We start from the raw sequence: 19,473 nt of genomic DNA, 5'->3' as shown, positions 1-19,473 counted from the left end.
ACCCAAGGCGCTTCAACACACATGGCAAACATTCTGGTGGTCGACGATGAGCTCGGCATTCGTGATCTGTTGTCGGAAATCCTGAACGACGAAGGTCACAGCGTAGACCTCGCAGAAAACGCAACCCAGGCGCGTGCTGCCCGGTCGGGCAATACTTACGACCTGGTGCTGCTTGATATCTGGATGCCCGATACCGACGGTGTCTCGCTGCTCAAGGAATGGGCAACGGCCGGCGTGCTCACCATGCCCGTGATCATGATGAGCGGCCACGCCACCATCGACACCGCCGTGGAGGCCACGCGCATCGGCGCGTTCTCTTTCCTTGAAAAGCCCATCACCCTGCAAAAGCTGCTCAAGGCGGTGGAGCAGGGCCTGGCGCGCAATGCCGCCCACCAATCGGCCCCGGCGGCCGCCACCCAGGCGCCCGTTCACGCTCCCGCCGACCCCACGTTCTCGCAACTGCCGGCCGTATCGGCCGTGATGGCCAGCGTGGACGCCGGCCCGCACGCCCACCAGGGGTTTGATCTGGACCGCCCCCTGCGCGAAGCGCGTGATGGCTTCGAGAAAGCCTATTTCGAATTCCACCTTGCCCGCGAGGGCGGCTCGATGACGCGGGTAGCCGAAAAAACCGGCCTGGAGCGCACTCACCTGTACCGCAAGTTGCGCCAGTTGGGCGTAGACCTGGGGCGAGGCAAGCGCACCTAGCAGCACCGCAATAAATTCCTTCAGGTTCTTCAGAAGCCTCGATTTTTCTGGTTATAATTTGAGGCTCAGGCCCGGTAGCTCAGTCGGTAGAGCAGAGGATTGAAAATCCTTGTGTCGGTGGTTCGATTCCGCCCCAGGCCACCACTATTCATTTTGTAGTCGTCCATAGACGTCCGCAGAAGTTAAAAAGCCCTAAGTAAATCAACGACTTAGGGTTTTTTCATTCCAGGTCCGTCCGTAGTTATCCACCCCAAGCCAGCGCAAAGTGGGGCAACTTTGGGGGCAACTGCTGGGCTCGGGAGCAATATGTCCGGGCGACGCGCTTTCATTCACCATTGAGCGCAGTGATGGATCGAGACGATCCGCCAATGCCGCTGCGGATCAGACCTTTGGTCCGATTGGCGTGCTTCAAGCTGGACCAGGGCAGTCGAATCCCGCAGACGGACTGCCGCTCAGCTCAGATCAGCATGGACGGAGCGAGCATGGCGTTCGATCTCGCTCACGGTAGCCCTTTGCGCTACGTGCGGCTTGCGGTCTTCAATCGCGGCGCCCAAAGCGACCGTTGGAACTCTGCGGGCATCGCAAAGATGCCGATATCCCTTTCCGGGGTAAACATAGTCTGGGACGTTGGGCAGGACGCTGCTCCTAAGCTGGTTGCCGTTCGGCAAGATCAGGTCGTTGTCTTGCGGTTGGAAGTGGTCCATTCCACTCCCGCTTGAGGTAGTGTGTCTTCGGATGCTCACGCAGAAACACGCAGCATTGCACCCAGTCCATGGTCGCCGGGTGGGCGTCGATTGCGTGAGAAAGATGATCCAACACCATCGCGGCCATCGCGGCGCAGGTATCCGGCGGGCGCGGGTTGGTCAGCATGAGGGTCGCGATCAGTTGCTGCGCTTGCGGATCTACTCCGCACAACTCGGCGGCGATGGGAGTCACGCGCGACTTCAGGTCTGCGAGCACTGCCCATCCGCGCTCCGCCAGCGCATGGTGCAGAGCCCGCAATACAGGCTCCCATTCAATCGCTGCAAGCAGCGGCGGTGAAACCTGGATGGCAATATGCGGCATGGGGGGCTCCGTGTTCAGTCGATCTTGATGCCGACATCGCGGATCAGCTTCTGCCAGCGTGTCCGCTCGCTCGCCATCAGTCGCGCGAAAGCCTGGGGGGAGCTATCGACAGGTACCGAGCCGAGTGCGGCCAGCTTGTCTTGAGTGGTCTTGGTTGCGAGCACTGCGCCCATGTGTTTGACCAACCAGTCCGTGCGGTCGGCCGGCGTGGCAGCGGGGGCCAGGAAACCGTACCAGCCGCCAATTTCGGCATCCACACCCGATTCCTTGAGCGTTGGCACATTGGGCAAGGAGGGAATGCGCTGGGCTGCCGTCACCGCAAGCGCCTTCAGGCGCCCGCTGTGCACATGCTGCAAGATGGCCGGCATGGCCTCGAACACCATGTGAGCCGTCCCTCCCAGCACATCGTTGAGTGCAGGGGCGGAGCCGCGGTACGGAATGTGGAGGATGGACGTACGGGTCTGCTGCTTGAACAGTTCGCCCGCCAAGTGTTGAGGTGTGCCGTTGCCTGCAGACGCGTAGAAGTGCTTGCCGGGGCTCTTGCGCAGCAGTTCGAGGGCTTCGTTGACCGTCGTCGCTGCAAAGGAGGGGTGCACGGCCCAGAGCAACGGCACCGAAGCGGCCCATGCCAGCGGCGTGAAGTCTTTTGCTGCATCGAAGTTGAGCTTGGGATACAGCGCTGGGTTGGCGGCCAACGGGCCGAGCGCACCCAGCAGCAGCGTATATCCGTCGGCCTCACCGCGTGCGACCGCCTCGGTGCCGATGTTCCCGCCCGCACCACTGCGGTTGTCGACCATCACCGTGGCACCACTGTGCGTTTGCAAGGCATTCGCCATCAGGCGCGAAACCGCATCCGTAGTAGCACCTGCTGGATAGGGACACACGATCCGGATCGGCCTTGAGGGAAAAGCCTGCGCGTGAGCGCAGGGCGTCACGCCGAGGGCGGGAAGTGCCGTGGCCGCGCCAGCGTACTGAAGGAAGTTGCGTCTTTTCATCGGTGCACAGTTGGTTGGAGTTATCTCGTGTTGTAGTGTCGACAGTGCAGCGGGTCTGCGCAATTTGCATTTTCTGGTCGTATCTATCGGATAATCCGATAACGATGGGCACACGCGACCGCGATCCACTTGATCTTGTCTCCTTGCGCCAGTTGCGCTACTTCGCGGCAGCGATGCGTGCGCGCAGCTTCAATGCAGCTTCGCGCGATGCCTCGATCTCTCAGGCGGCCCTGTCGGAGCAAATCGCCTTGTTGGAATCGACCCTCGATGTGCATCTGTTCGACCGTACGAGCGGGCGCGCCATTGCGACGGTCTCTGGGCAGGAGCTTGACCGCCGGGTTTCGACCTGTCTGATGGAACTGCAGTCGGCCCTGCGCGATGCGCGCCAACGTGCGAACACCGTGGCAGGGCTGGTCCGCGTCGGGCTGGTGCAGTCTTACGCTGGATGCTGGGTGCTCCCCGTGGTGCGCACCGCGCAAGCTCAGTGGCCGGAGCTTTCGATTGCGCTGCGCAGACGGACTGCACAAGCCTTGATCGAAGGCGTTTTGCGCGGTGATCTTGATCTTGCTGTCAGTTTCGACCCGGAACCACATGCGGATCTTGAAGTCCTGGCATGTTTCGAGGAGTCTGCTGTTGCTGTCGGGTTGGGGGCCAGAAGGCGCTCGCTGAGCCTCGCCGACGTCGCGAAGCACCCTCTGGCATTGCTTCCCGCCGAGTATTCAATGCGCCGCCAGCTCGACAACGCCTTTGCCGCGCTGGGGCTGAAGCCAAACGTCCAACTTGAGTCCGATGCGCTTGAAGATCTTGTGCATGCGGCGCGTGAAAACAGCATGGTTGCACTGCTCAACGGCGCTGCCGCGCTGAGCCTGGATGTGAACGACGCCACCCCTTTGGCTGACAAAAAACTACGCAGGCAAGCCTGCCTGGTGCGCTCACGCAGCCGGCATCACAGCCTGGCTGCCCGGCACCTTTGGGATGCGCTGTCGGCCGCAAGCCCCAGGCAGCCGGTATCGTGGGTCCGACGATCAAAAAACTGAAGAAGACAAGGCCCGGTAGCTGCCATGGCCTTGAACGGGAACACTTCGCCAGGCGTCTCGACTTCCATGTCGCCTAGGCTAGCTACCCTTGCATCGACGTTCCCAAGAACCAGTGGACTGGCACTGAGCCGTCCCGCGGTTTGTGCACACTGCCGGCTCTCAAGAGGAACTCGCGGCGGACAGCCTCAGGTGGTCTCGCAGAAGTCCCGCCGCGGCTGAACAGGACGGCGACACTCCGAGGAGAAGGTTGCGCCTGGCCCACGGCTCACTCAAATGGACCGTCTTGAGTGGATGAGGTTGCGTATTTCTCAAGACAGCAACTGGCAAGACTCCAATCCCGAGGTTCGCGTTGATCATCTGGCACATCGCGTCGAAACTGCGGACCTGCACGCGAACGCGCATCACTTCGCCATATTGCTCTGCGGCTCGCGAGGTCAACTCCAGCAAAGAGCTCCCACGATTCAGGCCCACAAAGTCGTACTTCAGGCATTCCCTGAAGCTGACCCGCTTCCGCTTTCCCAATGGATGGTTGTGCGCACAAACGGCCACAAGAAGGTCTTGCTGGAATCGCTCCACGTTCAAGTCGCCGACCGCCGTGTTCTCGGCGAATATGCCAATGTCCGCAACGCCTTCGACCACCGCGCGGACGATGTCACCGCTCAGTTGCTCTTCGAGCTCCACATGGATGTCGGGGTACTCGGCCATGAACGTGGAGAGGCAACCAGGCAGGAACTCCGTCAGTGCGGACATGTTGGCCCACAGGCGGACATGGCCGCGTATCCCTTTGGTGTAGTCCCGGATCTCGCTGCTGAACTGTTCGAACCCCTGGAAAAGCCGAAGTGCATGCTGCATTGCCAAGTGGCCAGCAGGTGTCAGTTGGACTCCACGGGATGTTCTATCGAAGAGCCTTGTGCCCGAAGCGTTTTCAAAGTCCGACAGCCGCCGGCTCGCGGCCGAGACAGCGAGACTGCAGGCTTCAGCCCCCCGTGTAACGCTGCCCGCCTGCGCGACTGCGCAAAAAAGCCTGAGGGTGACGAAGTCAACGCGTGCGGGGTTGATGAGCGTGGGCATGGGTCAATTCTAGGAAGGTTTCGCAAAACGCGAATGCCGTGCCACAAATGAGCAATTCCACGACAGCAATGATCCTCCTACAGTCGCCCCACAGACAACGGATAAGGCGAACGTGCAAGCACTCCACGGAATCAAGGTACTGGAACTCGGGCAGCTGATTGCGGGCCCGTTTGCTGGCAAGACTCTGGCCGACTTCGGCGCGGATGTCATCAAGGTAGAGCCGCCAGGGGTTGGCGACCCGCTGCGAAAATGGCGCCTGCTCCGGGAGGGCACCTCGGTCTGGTGGGAGGTCCAATCCCGCAACAAGAGGTCGGTCGCACTGGACCTTCGCACGCCCGAAGGCCAGGACGCAACCCGTGCGCTGCTCACCGAGGCAGACGTGGTCATCGAGAACTTCAAGCCCGGAACCATGGAGGCCTGGGGTCTGGGTTGGGAGACGCTGCATGCGCTCAATCCCAGGCTCATCATGCTGCGCATCTCTGGGTATGGGCAGACGGGGCCCTACAGGCAGAAGCCCGGCTTCGGCGTTCTCGGCGAGGCCATGGGCGGCCTGCGCCACCTGACGGGCGAGCCTGGGCGGGTGCCGGTGCGCTGCGGCATCTCCATTGGGGACAGTCTGTCCGCCATGCACGGAGCCCTCGGCGTCATGCTGGCTCTCTACCACCGTGATGCCCGGGGCGGCGAAGGCCAGGTGATTGACGTCGCCCTCTATGAGAGTGTCTTCAACATGATGGAGAGCCTGGTGCCCGAATACGACGCCTTCGGCGCTGTGCGTAAGCGCTCGGGCAGCGCGCTGCCAGGAATCGCGCCGACCAATGCCTATCGGTGTTCTGATGGTGGCTATGCGCTGATTGCGGGCAATGGCGACAGCATCTTCAAACGGCTCATGGCTGCCATAGGCCGGCATGACCTGGAGCATGAACCGGCACTTGCCCAGAACGACGGCCGTGTCGCACGGGTTCAGGAAATCGACGCCGCCATCGAGGCATGGACACTCACCAAGTCGCTGGCCGAAGTGCTCAACGTGCTCGACGAGGCCAAGGTGCCTGCAGGCAAGGTCTACACGGTGGAGGACATCGTGCACGACCCCCAGTACATCGCCCGGGAAATGATTGTCGAGCAGGAAACCGCCGACGGAACGCGAGTGAAGGTACCCGGCATCGTTCCCAAGCTCAGCGCCACACCCGGACGTGTTTCATATCCAGCGCCTCTGCTGGGAGAACACACCCACGTCCTGTCGGAAACCGCAGGATGGCCAGCACGCAGCGAGAAGGAGGCCCACCATGTTTGAGGGCAGGGCGATCAAGCTCAAGATCAATGAGGTCGGCCCCCGCGACGGCCTTCAGAACGAGGCAGCGTTCGTAGAGACCGACGACAAGGTGCGGTTGGTGGACCATCTGAGCGGACTGGGGTACTCCAAGATCGAAGTGACGTCGTTCACTTCGCCGACCGCAATCCCTGCGCTCAGGGATGCCGAGGCCGTCATGCACCGCATTCGACGCGAGCCCGGTGTCGTGTACACCGCGTTGATTCCCAATGTCCGTGGCGGCGAGCGCGCCCTGGAGTGCCGGGTCGACGAATTCAACCTGGTGATGTCGGCCAGCGAAACCCACAACCTGGCCAACCTGAGGATGACCCGTCCACAGTCGCTGCGCCAGCTGGGTGATGTGGCTGCCCTTGCCGTGTCGGCCAAGGTGCCTGTGAACATTTCGCTGTCCTGCGTGTTCGGTTGCCCCATGGAGGGAGAGGTGCCGCAGGCCACCGTGCTGGACCTGGTGGGTCAGTTCGTTGGCCTGGGTGCAACGGGCGTCACGCTTTGCGACACGACGGGGATGGCATACCCCACCCAGGTCCATGGCATCTGCGAATCAGTCGCCAAGGCTTATCCCCAACTGAACATCACCGGCCACTTCCACAACACGCGGGGGATGGGCCTGGTCAACACACTTGCGGCGGTCGAGGCTGGCATCCGCCAGTTCGACATGTCGCTGGGCGGCATCGGTGGCTGCCCCTATGCCCCAGGTGCGTCCGGCAATGTGGCCACGGAGGACGTGGTCCACATGCTGCAGTGGATGGGCTACGACACGGGTGTCGATGTTCCTGGTCTCATCCAGGCAGCCCACGAGCTGGAGCGGCTGATTGGCCACGAGCTCCCCGCCCAGGTGAGCCGCGCCGGTGAACGCCTCAAGCGCCATGAGCCTCCGGCGGGCTTCGATGAAATCCGGGAGCGCGCCATCGCTCGCAACACGGCATCTGCAAAGTAGTCCACACCATGATCAGCCACCTCGACCACCTGGTCCTTACCACTGCCAACGAGACAGAGTGTGTTCGCTTCTACACCGAAGTACTGGGGATGAAGCTGGAGTCCTTCATCGGTGGCACGCCCCCGGTGGAGCGCCGGGCCTTCAAGTTCGGCAGCCAGAAAATCAACCTGCATGTGAAGGGGCGGGAATTCGAGCCCAAGGCCCACACGCCTGTACCCGGCGCGCTGGACCTGTGCTTCCTGGCATCGGTTCCGCTCGACCAGGTCATCGAGCACCTGCGGCAGCATTCGATTCCCATCGCCGAGGGCCCGGTCCTGCGCACGGGCGCCACTTCCAGGATTCGCTCGATTTACCTGCGCGACCCCGACTTGAACCTCATCGAGATTTCTGAGCTGGCGCCTGCGGGCTAGCCGCCGAACACTTCCCCGATTCTCTCAGCCCGGATGGCCTCACGGCACCCGGGATGGGGATGCTTTTTCCACAAAAAAAGGAGACAGACATGATTCGTAGAAATGCATTGCTGGGCATCGCGGTGTGCGCGGCGTTCGGGGCTGCGCACGCGGAAACCTACCCCTCCAAACCCATCACGCTCGTGGTGCCCAGTGCCCCGGCGGGTTCCACCGACATCGTGGCCCGCCTGATTGGCGAGCAGCTGCAGACGGCGCTTGGCCAGGCCGTCGTGGTTGACAACAGGCCCGGCGGCAGTGGGAACATCGGCACCGAGTTTGCGGCCCGCGCACCGGCCGATGGCCATACGCTGCTGGTCCAGTACTCGGGCTATCACGTGGGCAACCCCGCGCTGTTCTCGCAGATTCGCTGGAAGACCTCTGACTTTGTGCCCATCGCGCTGGTGATGCGCGCACCGCACGTCGTGGCGGTCAGTGCCACCCTTCCGGTCAACAGCCTGAAGGAGTTCATCGCCTACGGTCAGAAGAATCCCAAGGGCCTGTTCTACGCATCTTCTGGCAATGGCTCGATTCAGCACATTGCCGGCGAGATGTTCGGCAAGCAGTCCAAGGTCCCTGTGACCCATGTGCCCTACAAGGGCGCTGGTCCGGTCATCACCGACCTCATCAGCGGCCAGGTCGACATGTTCATCACGACGCCGCCATCCGTCATTGGCCAGGTGCAAGCGGGCAAGTTGAAGGCCCTGGCGTATGCGGGGCCCAAGCGCCATCCATCCCTTGCGAATGTGCCGACCGCTGCCGAGGCGGGGCTGCCCGGCTACGAAGTTGAAAGCTGGTTCGCCGTCTTCGCCCCCGCCAAGACACCTTCCGCCATCACGGCCCGCCTCGCTGCAGCCATCAAGACCATCGTCGAGAGCGACAACTACAAGAAAAAGATCGAAGACCAGGGCGCCTTCGCCGCCTACATGGGCCCCGCAGAACTGGGCAAGTTCGTGGACCAGGAATCAGCCGCGTGGGCCAAGGTGGTTCGCGAAGGCAACATCAAAGCCGAGTGAGGGGACAGGGGCATGAAATTCGCACTACGTCTACTGACGACGGGTCTGTCCATGGGCCTCCTGATTTCCTGCGCATCCCCCGGTGGTGGCGCTGACACCGGCCTCGCCACGGCACGGACCGAGTCGGGCGTTGTCCGCGGCCAGGGCACGGACGTGAAGAAGTTCTACGGCATTCCCTACGCCGCTGCGCCCGCCGGCGACCTGCGCTGGAAGCCGCCGCAGCCAGCCGCCCCATGGACCGGTGTGCGCGACAGCACCGCGTTCGGCGACTACTGCGTCCAGCCGCAGGAGTACCCTGAGCAGCGCGGTGGCATGAGCGAGGACTGCCTGAACCTGAATGTCTGGACACCGGCCCGGCGCAAAGATGAACGCCTGGCGGTCATCGTCTGGATCCATGGTGGCGGGTTCGCGTACGGCGCAGGCTCCCATCCCTCCTACGATGGCGAAGCCCTTGCCCGCCGCGGCGTGGTCGTCGTCACACTGAACTACCGCCTCGGCCTGCTGGGCTTCATGGCCCACCCCCACCTCACTGCGGAGTCGCCCCAGCGGGCCTCGGGCAACTACGGCCTGATGGACCAGGCGGCCGCGCTCAAGTGGGTGCAGCGGAACATCGCGGCCTTTGGTGGCGACCCGGCCAGGGTGACCGTGATGGGCCAATCCGCCGGCGCCCATGCCATCAGCACGCTCATGACCACGGACATGGCCCAGGGCACGTTCCAGAAGGCGATCATGCAGAGCGTGGGTGTGATGCGCCCGACGATGGCGCTGAAGGATGCGGAGCTGTACGGCCTGCGTTTCGGCAGCGACCTGGGCGCGCTGCGCAAGCTCCCTGCTACCGACTTCGTGGAATTGATCAAGAAGCAGCCCTCTGGCCGGTCTCTCGCCACCGGAAGGCCGGTGAGCATCATCAACGATGGCTACGCCGTGAAGACGCCCGACTACCAGGCGTACGCCACCGGCAAGTTCGCCAAGGTCCCCATCCTTGTTGGAAACAACGAGAACGAAGGGGGCGGGGCCACCCGCAACTGGTCCATCAAGACCGTGGCGGATTTCCAGGGCTTCGTCCAGCAGTCCTTCAAGGGCAGGGAGCAGGCAGCCTGGGCCGCGTACGCCGTGGCCAGCGACGACAAGGTTCCTCAGGCGCTGGCCGACCTCTACGCTGATACGGAGTACCTCTTTGGCACGCGGGAACTGCTGGCGCGTTACCAGGACCATGGCCTGAAAAGCTATCGCTACGTGTTCACCCGCCATCGCAATGAGGCGGCGGCAATGCCCATCCACGGGGATGAGCTGCAGTTCGTCTTCGACAACCTGCAGTCACCGCACCGCGGGAAGAACCGCCCCTTCAATGCTGTCGATGCAACCGTCGCAAGAACGATGGCGGATGCCTGGGTGCAGTTCGCAAAGACCGGCGACCCCAACGGCCAGGGCTTGAGTGCCTGGAAGCCGTACAGCGCCCAAGAGCAGTCGTACATGGAGTTTGGAGCCAGTCCGGCCCTGCGCGCAGGTTACAACGGCAAGGGCATCGACTTCGTGCGCGACCACTTCAGCTCAGCGGGGCGCTGATGCACCTGCGCAAGGGGCATCCCCGCCGCTGTCTGGCCACCTAGGCAGGCGCGTCGCCAATCCACTCCGCTGGCCAGAGCCCTTGCTCAACCAGCGAGCGCATTTCCTCGGTCACCAGCGAAATCATGGCCGCGGTCGCCGGCGTCACGGGGCGCGTCATCGAGGTCGCACATGCCACTTGGCGCGGGATGTGCGGCCGGGTGATGGTGGTGACCGCCAGGTGGCCCGCCTGCACCTCGTCGGCAACCGCGCCCGGCGACAGGATGGTGCTGGCCATGCCTTCCTGCACCGCCTTCTTGATGTTCGGCAGCGAGTCAATCTCCGCAATCACTTCCAGCTCCACTCCATGCTCCGCGCACACCCTGTCGATGATCCTGCGCAACCCGTGTTCCTGGGCGGGAAGCACGAGCGGGCGGGAGGCCAGAGACTTCAAGGAAATCTCCCTGGTGGCAGGTGTGTCCTGGGGCGTGGTCACCAGCGCGAGCCGTTCTTCAAGAAGCAGGCGGTACTCGAAAGCCGGCTCATTGCCGGATACGAACAGAACCGACAGGTCCAGCCGTCCGGCGCGCAGCCACTCGCCCAGAAAGCCGCTGTGGCTCTCGATGATCTTGAGCTTCAGCTTCGGGTACCGCGTCCTGGTGGCGCGCAGGATGGGCAGCGTTGCCACCAGCGCCACGGTCGTCGGCAACCCCACGGCCATCTCACCCTGGATGTCCAGCGCCGAATGCTGAACGGCGCTGCGGGCCCGCTCGATGTCGGCAAGCACAACCCGCGCGTGTTCAAGCATGGTACGGCCCGCATCCGTGAGGGTCATTCCCCGGTTCGTCCGCACGAACAGCTGCACCCCCAGCTCGCCCTCCAGCGAGGAAATGCTCTGGCTCAGCGCTGGCTGCGCCACGTGCAAGGTCTTGGACGCAGCCAGCACGCCCCCCGCCTCACAGACCCCAATCAGGTACCGAAGTTGGCGCAGTTCCATTGATATTGATTTTCACGATATCCAGTAGATGTCGAATGTATTTTACAGATATCAGATGAAAACAGAGACTTGCCCCAGGAGCTACTGATGAACCCACAAAACCACTCTTCGGCCCGTGGCGGCACGCAACCCCTGTCGGGGGTGAAAGTCGTCGACCTCTCGCGCCTGGTGTCTGGAAACATGCTGACCCACGTGCTCGCAGACCTGGGCGCCACGGTCATCAAGGTGGAGCCGCCGCGCAAGGGCGACGAGCTGCGCGCCTGGCAGCGCGAAGGCATGAGCACCTACTGGCTCGCGTACAGCCGCAACAAGGACAGCGTCGAGCTCAACCTGCGCACCGAGGACGACATGGCCAGGCTGAGGGGTCTCCTGGCCGATGCCGACATCCTGGTCGAGAACTTCCGCCCTGGCACGCTGGAGCGCATGGGACTCGGCAAGGACCGGCTCAATGCATTGAACCCGAAGCTGGTGGTGGTTCGCATCTCCGGCTGGGGCCAGACGGGCCAGTTTGCGAGCAAGGGTGGTTTCGGCTCGCTGATTGAAGCCATGAGCGGCTTCGCGGCCATGAATGGCTTCGCCGACCTGCCGCCGGTGCTTCCACCCTTCGCCATGGCCGATTCCGTGGCCGGCATCTACGGCGCCGCGCTGGCGCTCGCCGCGCTCCATGGCCAGCGTGGCAATGCGAACGCATCGGTCCAGGAGGTTGACCTGTCGTTGTTCGAACCGCTGTTCTCCATCCTCGGGCCCCAGGCAGCGGAGTTCCAGCTGACGGGCAAGTCGACGCCGCGGTCGGGCAGCCGTTCGCCCACCCATGCACCTCGCAACGTCTACAAGACCCGCGACGAGAAGTGGGTGGCCTTGTCGGCCGGCATGGAGGGCACGCTGGCCCGCTTGTTCGAAGGCATCGGCTACCCGCAAGGTCTTCAGGACCCGCGGTTTTCCTCCCATGAGGCGCGGCTGAAGAACATAGACGCCCTGGATGCGCTCATCCAGGGGCATATCACCCAACTCACGCTGCCGGAGGCGCTGGAGTTCTTCGCGGTGCGGGACATCACTGCCGGCCCGGTCTGTGACATCGCGGACCTGCTGGAGCATCCCTATATCGCCGAAAGCCAGCTTCTGGTCGACCAGGTCGCTCCAGATGGCCGGACGGTCTCCGTCCATGCGGCGCCTTACCGCATCAATGGGCAGCGCCCCCCTATTCGCCGCGGCGCGCCTGCGCTCGGCCAAGACAACACCGCCTGGTTTGGCGCCGCCAAGCCGTCTGCCGACGCAGGTCCCGCTGCAGCCGTACAACCGACTTGATGCCATGAAAACTGTCCGCTCTTTCCTCTTCGTTCCGGCAGCCAATGAGAAGCTGCTGCGGAGCGCCGTCACCAAGTCCAGCGACGCTGTCATCCTGGACCTTGAGGATGGAACCCACCCTTCCCAGCGACCGGTTGCCCGTGAGCGGCTCGCGGATTCGATGGGCCGTCTGAAGGCGGTGAACAAGCTGGCCGCCGTGCGCATCAACGGCGACTGGCTCACCGCGGTCGTGGACCTGAAATCCGCGGTGTTGCCCGGCCTGGACATCATCGTGCTCCCGAAGGTGGAGCATGCACGCGACGTTCAGATCATCGCGCAGATGGTCACGGACCTGGAAGCAGCGGCGTCGGTGCCACCGGGGCATGTGCGCTTTCTCCTGCAGATTGAAAGCGCGGCGGCCTTGCCGCATCTCCACGACATCGCGGCGTCTTCGCCCCGCGTGATGGGAATGATGCTCGGCAGTGAGGACTACTCGCTCGATTGCGGAGGACTCCCGACCGCCGACGCATTGCTCTATCCCAGCATGGCCGTCCTGACCGCGGCACGTGCGGCCCGGATCCAACCCATCGGCTTCATTGCATCGATTGCCGAGCTTGGTACTCCCGAGGACTTCAGTGCCGTGGTGCTGCGTGCCCGCGGGCTGGGGTTTCGGGGGGCCGTCGTCGTGCACCCCAAGTTCGTCGATGTGGTCAACGAGTGCTACACGCCGACCGCCGACGAAATCCAGCGGGCCCAGCGAGTGGTGGATGCCTTTGACGAGGCGTTCGCCCGCGGAGAAGGAGCCATCAAGCTCGATGGAGCCATGGTCGACAAGCCCGTGTACCTCCGTGCCCAGGAGCTGCTCGCGCAGCTCTAGGAACCCCGTTCCCCACACCAGAAATACAGGAGACAACCATGAATCCAACACGTCGCGAGTTCAGCGTCCTGGCCGCAATGGGCCTGCTGGGCTTGAATGCCTTTGCCGATACATACCCGTCCAAGCCGGTGACCATCGTCGTGCCGCAGGCGCCCGGTGGCACCAACGACACGGTCGGCCGCATCCTGGCCCAGAAGCTGAGCGAGCTGAGCAACCAGCGGATCATCGTGGACAACCGTCCTGGCGCCGGCGGGAACATCGGCACCGATTTCGCTGCGCGCGCGCCCAAGGATGGCTACACCTTGCTGTTGACCATCAGCAGCACACAGGCCATCAACCCTGCCTTGTATAAAAAGGTGCCATTCGACCCGGTCAAGGACTTCGAGCCTATCGCCCCCGTGGGCGTCGTGCCCAACGTGTTGGTGGTGAATGCATCCTTTCCCGCCAGGAACCTGGCCGATTTCATCAAGGTGGCTCGCGCCAGCAAGGAAGAGATTCAATACGCTTCCGCGGGCAACGGCTCGCTGAACCACCTCCTGGGGGCCATGCTTTCCACGAGCACGGGCGTGCCGCTGCAGCATGTTCCGTACCGCGGTGTGGCACCTGCATTGACCGACGTCATGGGTGGACAGGTCCCCGTGGCCTTCGCCAGCCTGCCCTCGTGCATCGAGTTCATCAAGAGCGGCAAGCTGCGCGCCCTGGGCGTGAGTTCCGCCAAGCGGTCTCCCGCGCTTCCCGATGTGCCCTCCATCAGCGAAGTGGTTCCTGGCTACGTCGGAGACCTCTGGGTAGGCCTGTTCGCGGCACGTGGCACGCCAGCACCCGTGGTATCCAAGCTGACCCAATGGGTCACCGCCGCGGTCGCCGCCCCCGATGTGCTGGAGCGATTCAAGGTTGCAGGCGTCGAGCCGCTGAGCGGGGGGCCGACACGGCTTGCGCAGCTGCTGCAGGAAGACATTGCCCGATGGGCACCCATCGTCAAGGCGTCGGGGGCGGTTGTTGACTAGACCTTTGCCTCTCTCGACGTAGACCCTCTCGTCAGCTGTCCCTGCAATGGGGGACAGCTGATTTTTGCGTTTCCACATTCCTATTCGCCTCCACTACTAAGCTGGCCGCTGCCAGGACCGCCATGAAGATTGCATTCCTTGACCGTTCCACGCTGTCCCCTGACACCACTCTGCGCGCACCTTTGTTCGAGCATGAGCTCGTGAGCTACGAAAACACGCAGCCTGGCGAGGTGGCGCAGCGCATCGCGGACGCCGACATCGTCATCACCAACAAGGTGAAGCTCGGCGCCCAGGCCCTGCAGCAGGCATCCAGGCTGAAGCTGGTGGCCGTGGCGGCCACCGGAACCGACAACATCGACTTGAAGGCATGCGCCCAGCATGGCATCACGGTCACCAACATCCGCAACTACGCTGGAAACACAGTTCCCGAGCACACCTTTGCGCTGATGTTCGCGCTCCGGCGGAGCATCTGTGCCTACCGGGAATCGGTGAAGGCTGGCCGGTGGCAGCAGTCAGGCCAGTTCTGCTACTTCGACTACCCCGTGCGCGACCTCGCCGGCTCCACGTTGGGCATCGTGGGCGACGGCGTGCTTGGCAATGCGGTGGCGGCCATCGGGCGCGCGCTCGGCATGAAGGTGCTCTTCTCGGCCTTCAAGGGCCGTTCTGGCCAGGGCAGCCTCTACACCCCATTTGAGGACGTCCTTGCGCGTTCCGACATCATCACGCTCCATTGCCCGCTGAACGCCCAGAGCCACAACATGCTGGGCGCCGAAGAGTTCGCCAAGATGGCGCGCAAGCCGCTCATCGTCAACACGGCACGGGGCGGCCTGGTGGACGAGGCAGCGTTGGCCGCCGCCTTGCGCGGCGGGCAGATTTCCGGAGCGGCGTTCGACGTCGTCTCCGCCGAGCCGCCGCCAGCCGACCACCCCTTCATGGCGCTCCTGGACCTGCCGAACTTCATCCTGACCCCGCACGTCGCCTGGGCTTCCCAGGAAGCCATCCAGGGCCTTGCAGACCAGCTCGTCGACAACCTGGAGGCGTTTGTCCGTGGTGAGCCCGTCAACGTGGTGGGGACCGCAGCGTGAACCCGATTGCCGACCCCCGGGCGCTTCTTGAGCGCCTCTTCAGGGTGGCGGTGCGGCGCGCACAGCCGTCGGAGACCTTGGCGGCCCATCTACCTCCTGCCCCGAAAGGCCGCACGCTGGTGTTGGGAGCCGGAAAGGCAGCAGGGGCGATGGCGCACGCGTTGGAGGCGGCGTGGCCCGAGGGTGCGCCAATGAGCGGGCTGGTGGTCACGCGATATGGCCACACCCCGCCGCGCCCGAACGGATTGCCGGAACGCATAGAGATCATGGAAGCCTCTCATCCCGTACCTGACGAAGCAAGCCGAATCGCCGCCGTGCGCACCCATGCAATGACCCGGGGCCTCTGCGAGGACGACCTCGTGGTCTGCCTGATATCGGGTGGTGGCTCGGCGCTGCTCACCCTCCCGGTCGCCGGACTCGATCTGGCCGACAAGCAACGCATCAACAAGGAGCTGCTGGAAAGTGGCGCCGACATCCGGGAGATGAACTGTGTCCGCAAACACCTGTCACGCCTCAAGGGCGGGCAGCTGGCTGCGGCATGCTGGCCCGCGCAGGTCGTCACCCTCGCGATCAGCGACGTGCCCGGCGACGACGTTTCGGTCATCGCCAGCGGCCCCACGGTGGAGGACGCCACCTCCTGTCGTGACGCACTCGACATCCTGGCCCGCTACTCCATCGCGGTGCCTGAGGCGGTCCACGCAGCCCTGGCCGAGGGAAAGCTGGAAACCCCAAAGCCGGGAGACAAGCGTTTTGCGCGGAACAGCGTGCACCTCATTGCCACGCCCCACGAATCATTGCTGGCAGCCGCCGAGGAAGCGCGCCGCCTGGGCATGGAGACGCGCATCCTCTCCGACGACATCGAGGGCGAGTCGCGGGAGGTAGGCAAAGTGCATGCTGCGTTGGCAAGATATGCCCTGCGCGATGGCAACTCCAGAACGAGCCCGTTGCTGCTGCTCTCTGGCGGAGAGACCACGGTCACGGTCAGGTCCCAACCTGCTGGCAGCCTGCGTGGCCGAGGTGGGAGAGCGGGAGAGTTCTGCATGGGGCTAGCCCACGCTCTTCAGGGGGAGCCAGGCGTTTGGGCGCTGGCAGCCGACACCGATGGAATCGATGGTGTTGAAGACAACGCGGGGGCCTTCGTGATGCCCGACACGATCGCCCGTGGCCGCGGGGCTGGCCTCACGCTGGCCGATCACCTGGAGAGAAATGACGCGTACGGCTACTTCTCGGCGCTCGGGGATCTTTTCGTCACCGGGCCCACCCATACCAATGTCAATGACTTCCGAGCGTTGTTGATTCTGTAGAGGTCCTGGAGTGCCCTTTCCCGTTGAACGGAGCCATGAGATATGCCATCCGCATTTTCGGCGTGGGGCGCGCGCCAGGCGCCATGCATGCGCGCTGCCCGCGAAACAGCCCTGGATGCGGCGTGAATGTCGCGCAATGCGAATGAAGTCGCATCGGTGAAGAAGGTGTCGGCGCCCTCCACCAACATGGCTCGGCTGGACCTGTTGTCCCTGCGGCTGGTGGTCGCCTGCGCGCAAACAGGTTCGTTGACGCATGCGTCTCCGCTGTGCCACATGTCGGTCATGTGTGCCAGCCGTCGCTTGAGGATTCTTGAGGAGCGCCTGGGCGTTGTGCTCTTCTATCGCCGCAAGGGGGGGCTGGTACCGACCGATGCCGGGCACATCGTCGCAACCACTTCGCAAGAGCTGCTCGTGAAACTGGACCAGATGGTCGCTGACGCCGTGTCTGCGCCAAGGCCTTCCGGCAACATCCATGAGAACTGCGGCCGGGCTGGCCACCGCCAGGTCACATTGAGCAGTCGCTTGGACAGTGTCCAGCATGCATGAACCCGTGGCCGCCGGGTGCCCGTGATCAGGAGCTTGCGTTTCCTTCGCACAGTGTGTCGATGAACTGCGCAACGAAAGGGCTGCGCAGGGTCTGCTCCCGAAGGCATATCTGCAGATGGCGCATGGCCCAGGTTTCCTTGATATCAAGCACTGCCAGGTGCTGCAGGTCAGCATCCTGGAGCGCTGAGCGTGGCACGACGCCGATGCCAGCCCCGGAGGCCACGAGCTGCGCGATGGCGCGGTAGCCCGATACCTGCACCCGGATATCCAATTTGCCGCCCAGCGCCACCGCGTGATTGGCCAGAAATGTGTGCAGGGCCATGCCGGACTGAAGGCTGACGAAAGGCTCACTCAGGCACGCGCCGAAATTGATGCTGCCGCGTCCCGCCAGCGGGCTGAAACGTGGCACGAGCAAAATCAGTTCGTCTTCTCGGTAAGGCAGGTAGCGCAGTTCCGAGTGCGGTTGTTCGACGGCCACGACCCCGAGATCGGCGCGCCCTGCCATGACGGCTGTCACGATGTCCAGGCTCGGCCGCTCCTCCAGGGTGATGCGCACCGATGGATGGCGCGCGAAGAATCGCGCCAGATCGCCAGGCAGGTGACTGCTGATGGCATTGTTGTTGGCGAACAGGGTGATGTGGCCTCGAATTCCATCAGCGAATGGCGCCAGGTCGGCATGCATCTGTTCGAGCTGAGCAATACACCGGCGGGCGTGTTCCAGCATGACGGCTCCAGCCGGCGTGAGTTCCATTCCGCGGGCATGGCGTTTGAAGAGTGGTGTCCCGACGGCTTCCTCAAGCTCCCTGAGGCGCAGGCTGGCTGAAGACGGTGCCAGAAAACAGCGGGCGGCGCCGCGGGAGAGATTCTGTGCATCGGCCACGGCCAGAAACACTCTCAGATCCATCAAGTCGTAGCGCATGAATTGATCCCGCACAGGAGCTTCAGTAGCGCCTAGTATGTACAAAGAGCGTTCGCGCAAGACGAAGGCTGGGTTTGGAAAAACTCGCTTGTTGGCAGAGACGCAGAGTTTGAAACTTCGGCCTATGAACACCGAACTGCTTTCAACCTCCTTGGCGTCGACCGCCCCTTCAAAAAAACCGTTCGAAGGTCTTCTTGTCGTGGCCATGGAGCAAGCCCTGGCGGCACCGCTCGCAACGTGCAGGCTGGCCGAGATGGGCGCACGGGTCATCAAGATCGAACGCCCCGAAGGCGACTTCGCGCGTGGCTACGACCGTGCGGCCAACGGCGAGGCCTCGTACTTCGTCTGGACCAACCGCGGGAAGGAATCCGTGGCGCTGGACTTCAAGCAGCCGCATGACCGCGCGGTGCTCGACGCCTTGCTGGCGAAGGCCGATGTCTTCGTGCAGAACCTCGCTCCGGGGGCGCTGGCCCGCGCCGGGTTCGACAGCGACGCACTGCGCGTGCGCCACCCCCGGCTCATCACCTGCGACATCAGCGGCTATGGCGCCGAGGGGCCCGCCAGCACGCTCAAGGCCTATGACCTGCTGGTGCAATGCGAGAGCGGCCTGGCTGGCATCACTGGCTCCCCCGAGGCGTGCGGCCGCATTGGCGTGTCGATCTGCGACATCGGTGCCGGCCTCAATGCGACGATCGGCATCGTCTCCGCCCTGGCTTCACGCGCACGCACCGGCAAGGGTTGCGGCATCTCCGTCTCGCTCTTCGATGGCGCCGCCGACTGGATGACGGTGCCTTACGTGCACGCGATCTACGGTGCCGGCGCTCCCACGCGCCAGGGTTTGCAGCACCCCTCCATTGCCCCCTACGGGGCCTACGCCACGCGCGATGGTGGCAGCGTGGTCATCAGCATCCAGAACGAGCGCGAATGGCGCAACTTCTGCGAATCCTTCCTGGGGCAGGGCGCGCTGGCGCAGGACGAGCGTTTCAGCAGCAACTACCTGCGTGTGCAGAACCGCCTGGAACTCAACGCACTCATCGCCCAGAGGTTCGCTGAACTGGATCTTGCGCAGGCCTTGCAGCAGTTGCAGGTCGCCAACACCGCCTATGGCCAGGTGCGATCCGTTGCCGATATGGCCCGGCACCCCGCGTTGCGCACTTGGCCCATGGCTGTCGGCGACAAGGAACTCGACCTGGTGGCACCGCCCGTCCGCGCCCCCTGGGACAGCGGGCGCTTCACGGCCGCGCCAGGTCTGGACCAGCACGGCGCCGCCGTGCGCGCCGAATTCCTTCCCGCATGACACGAGATCACTC

At 63.7% G+C, this 19,473-nt stretch carries 19 protein-coding genes and 1 tRNA gene; 15 read left to right on the top strand and 5 right to left on the bottom strand.

The window, feature by feature from the left end; translation table 11 throughout:
* Positions 1-21 precede the first annotated feature (21 nt).
* Together AC07OC_RS22585 and AC07OC_RS22580 are read left to right on the top strand one after the other, a co-directional pair.
* Positions 22-705, top strand: a complete 684-nt coding sequence (locus AC07OC_RS22585; protein WP_218297382.1) for a response regulator — start codon at positions 22-24, stop codon at positions 703-705.
* 68 nt (positions 706-773) lie between these two features.
* Positions 774-849, top strand: a tRNA-Phe gene (locus AC07OC_RS22580).
* A 501-nt stretch (positions 850-1,350) separates the two neighbouring features.
* Here AC07OC_RS22580 and AC07OC_RS22575 read toward each other — a convergent pair.
* Both AC07OC_RS22575 and AC07OC_RS22570 read right to left on the bottom strand, forming a co-directional pair.
* Positions 1,351-1,770, bottom strand: coding sequence for a 5-carboxymethyl-2-hydroxymuconate Delta-isomerase (locus tag AC07OC_RS22575; protein WP_218297381.1), 420 nt, complete (start codon positions 1,768-1,770; stop codon positions 1,351-1,353).
* Positions 1,771-1,784: 14 nt separating this feature from the next.
* Positions 1,785-2,765 (bottom strand): Bug family tripartite tricarboxylate transporter substrate binding protein, encoded by a 981-nt coding sequence (locus AC07OC_RS22570; RefSeq protein WP_218341325.1) that lies wholly within the window; start codon positions 2,763-2,765, stop codon positions 1,785-1,787.
* A gap of 104 nt (positions 2,766-2,869) precedes the next feature.
* Between AC07OC_RS22570 and AC07OC_RS22565 the strand changes: the two genes are divergently transcribed.
* Positions 2,870-3,802, top strand: a complete 933-nt coding sequence (locus AC07OC_RS22565) for a LysR substrate-binding domain-containing protein (protein ID WP_218341326.1) — start codon at positions 2,870-2,872, stop codon at positions 3,800-3,802.
* 159 nt (positions 3,803-3,961) lie between these two features.
* Here AC07OC_RS22565 and AC07OC_RS22560 read toward each other — a convergent pair whose 3' ends face one another.
* A complete protein-coding gene (locus tag AC07OC_RS22560) occupies positions 3,962-4,873 on the bottom strand; it encodes a LysR family transcriptional regulator (RefSeq protein WP_218297378.1) in 912 nt (303 codons plus the stop codon).
* 112 nt (positions 4,874-4,985) lie between these two features.
* Here AC07OC_RS22560 and AC07OC_RS22555 point away from each other — a divergent pair, with 112 nt between their 5' ends.
* The 5 genes from AC07OC_RS22555 to AC07OC_RS22535 all read left to right on the top strand — a co-directional run bounded on the left by AC07OC_RS22555 (position 4,986) and on the right by AC07OC_RS22535 (position 10,165).
* On the top strand, positions 4,986-6,164 hold the full coding sequence (locus AC07OC_RS22555; protein ID WP_218341327.1) for a CaiB/BaiF CoA transferase family protein: 1,179 nt from the start codon (positions 4,986-4,988) through the stop codon (positions 6,162-6,164).
* Positions 6,157-7,137, top strand: a complete 981-nt coding sequence (locus tag AC07OC_RS22550) for a hydroxymethylglutaryl-CoA lyase (protein ID WP_218341328.1) — start codon at positions 6,157-6,159, stop codon at positions 7,135-7,137. Before AC07OC_RS22555 ends, AC07OC_RS22550 begins: the two co-directional genes overlap by 8 nt.
* An 8-nt stretch (positions 7,138-7,145) precedes the next feature.
* Complete coding sequence (locus tag AC07OC_RS22545) at positions 7,146-7,547, top strand: VOC family protein (RefSeq protein ID WP_218297375.1); 402 nt, start codon at positions 7,146-7,148, stop codon at positions 7,545-7,547.
* Positions 7,548-7,636: 89 nt separating this feature from the next.
* Positions 7,637-8,599, top strand: coding sequence for a Bug family tripartite tricarboxylate transporter substrate binding protein (locus tag AC07OC_RS22540; RefSeq protein ID WP_218341329.1), 963 nt, complete (start codon positions 7,637-7,639; stop codon positions 8,597-8,599).
* 51 nt (positions 8,600-8,650) lie between these two features.
* Entirely contained in the window at positions 8,651-10,165 is a 1,515-nt protein-coding gene (locus tag AC07OC_RS22535; RefSeq protein ID WP_494602293.1) for a carboxylesterase/lipase family protein, read from the top strand.
* A 40-nt stretch (positions 10,166-10,205) separates the two neighbouring features.
* Here AC07OC_RS22535 and AC07OC_RS22530 read toward each other — a convergent pair whose 3' ends face one another.
* Positions 10,206-11,141, bottom strand: a complete 936-nt coding sequence (locus AC07OC_RS22530) for a LysR family transcriptional regulator (RefSeq protein WP_218297372.1) — start codon at positions 11,139-11,141, stop codon at positions 10,206-10,208.
* 87 nt (positions 11,142-11,228) lie between these two features.
* Here AC07OC_RS22530 and AC07OC_RS22525 point away from each other — a divergent pair, with 87 nt between their 5' ends.
* The 6 genes from AC07OC_RS22525 to AC07OC_RS22500 all read left to right on the top strand — a co-directional run bounded on the left by AC07OC_RS22525 (position 11,229) and on the right by AC07OC_RS22500 (position 17,244).
* Entirely contained in the window at positions 11,229-12,446 is a 1,218-nt protein-coding gene (locus AC07OC_RS22525) for a CaiB/BaiF CoA transferase family protein (protein ID WP_218341331.1), read from the top strand.
* A 4-nt stretch (positions 12,447-12,450) separates the two neighbouring features.
* Positions 12,451-13,302, top strand: coding sequence for an HpcH/HpaI aldolase/citrate lyase family protein (locus tag AC07OC_RS22520; RefSeq protein WP_218341332.1), 852 nt, complete (start codon positions 12,451-12,453; stop codon positions 13,300-13,302).
* A gap of 38 nt (positions 13,303-13,340) precedes the next feature.
* Entirely contained in the window at positions 13,341-14,309 is a 969-nt protein-coding gene (locus AC07OC_RS22515) for a Bug family tripartite tricarboxylate transporter substrate binding protein (RefSeq protein ID WP_218341333.1), read from the top strand.
* 122 nt (positions 14,310-14,431) lie between these two features.
* Positions 14,432-15,394 (top strand): D-2-hydroxyacid dehydrogenase, encoded by a 963-nt coding sequence (locus AC07OC_RS22510; protein WP_218341334.1) that lies wholly within the window; start codon positions 14,432-14,434, stop codon positions 15,392-15,394.
* Positions 15,391-16,698 carry a glycerate kinase type-2 family protein gene (locus AC07OC_RS22505; protein ID WP_494602289.1) on the top strand — a complete coding sequence of 436 codons (1,308 nt, stop codon included), beginning with the start codon at positions 15,391-15,393 and terminating at the stop codon, positions 16,696-16,698. Before AC07OC_RS22510 ends, AC07OC_RS22505 begins: the two co-directional genes overlap by 4 nt.
* 126 nt (positions 16,699-16,824) lie before the next feature.
* Positions 16,825-17,244 (top strand): helix-turn-helix domain-containing protein, encoded by a 420-nt coding sequence (locus AC07OC_RS22500; protein WP_218341336.1) that lies wholly within the window; start codon positions 16,825-16,827, stop codon positions 17,242-17,244.
* Positions 17,245-17,269: 25 nt separating this feature from the next.
* On the opposite strand, the gene AC07OC_RS22495 is transcribed toward AC07OC_RS22500, so the two are convergent.
* Complete coding sequence (locus tag AC07OC_RS22495; protein ID WP_494602287.1) at positions 17,270-18,163, bottom strand: LysR substrate-binding domain-containing protein; 894 nt, start codon at positions 18,161-18,163, stop codon at positions 17,270-17,272.
* A 124-nt stretch (positions 18,164-18,287) separates the two neighbouring features.
* Between AC07OC_RS22495 and AC07OC_RS22490 the strand changes: the two genes are divergently transcribed.
* Positions 18,288-19,460 carry a CaiB/BaiF CoA transferase family protein gene (locus AC07OC_RS22490; RefSeq protein ID WP_494602285.1) on the top strand — a complete coding sequence of 391 codons (1,173 nt, stop codon included), beginning with the start codon at positions 18,288-18,290 and terminating at the stop codon, positions 19,458-19,460.
* Positions 19,461-19,473: the final 13 nt, after the last annotated feature.

It is taken from the genome of Acidovorax sp. GW821-FHT10E04, assembly GCF_059415185.1.
This window is presented reverse-complemented; position numbering and strand designations above follow the sequence as displayed.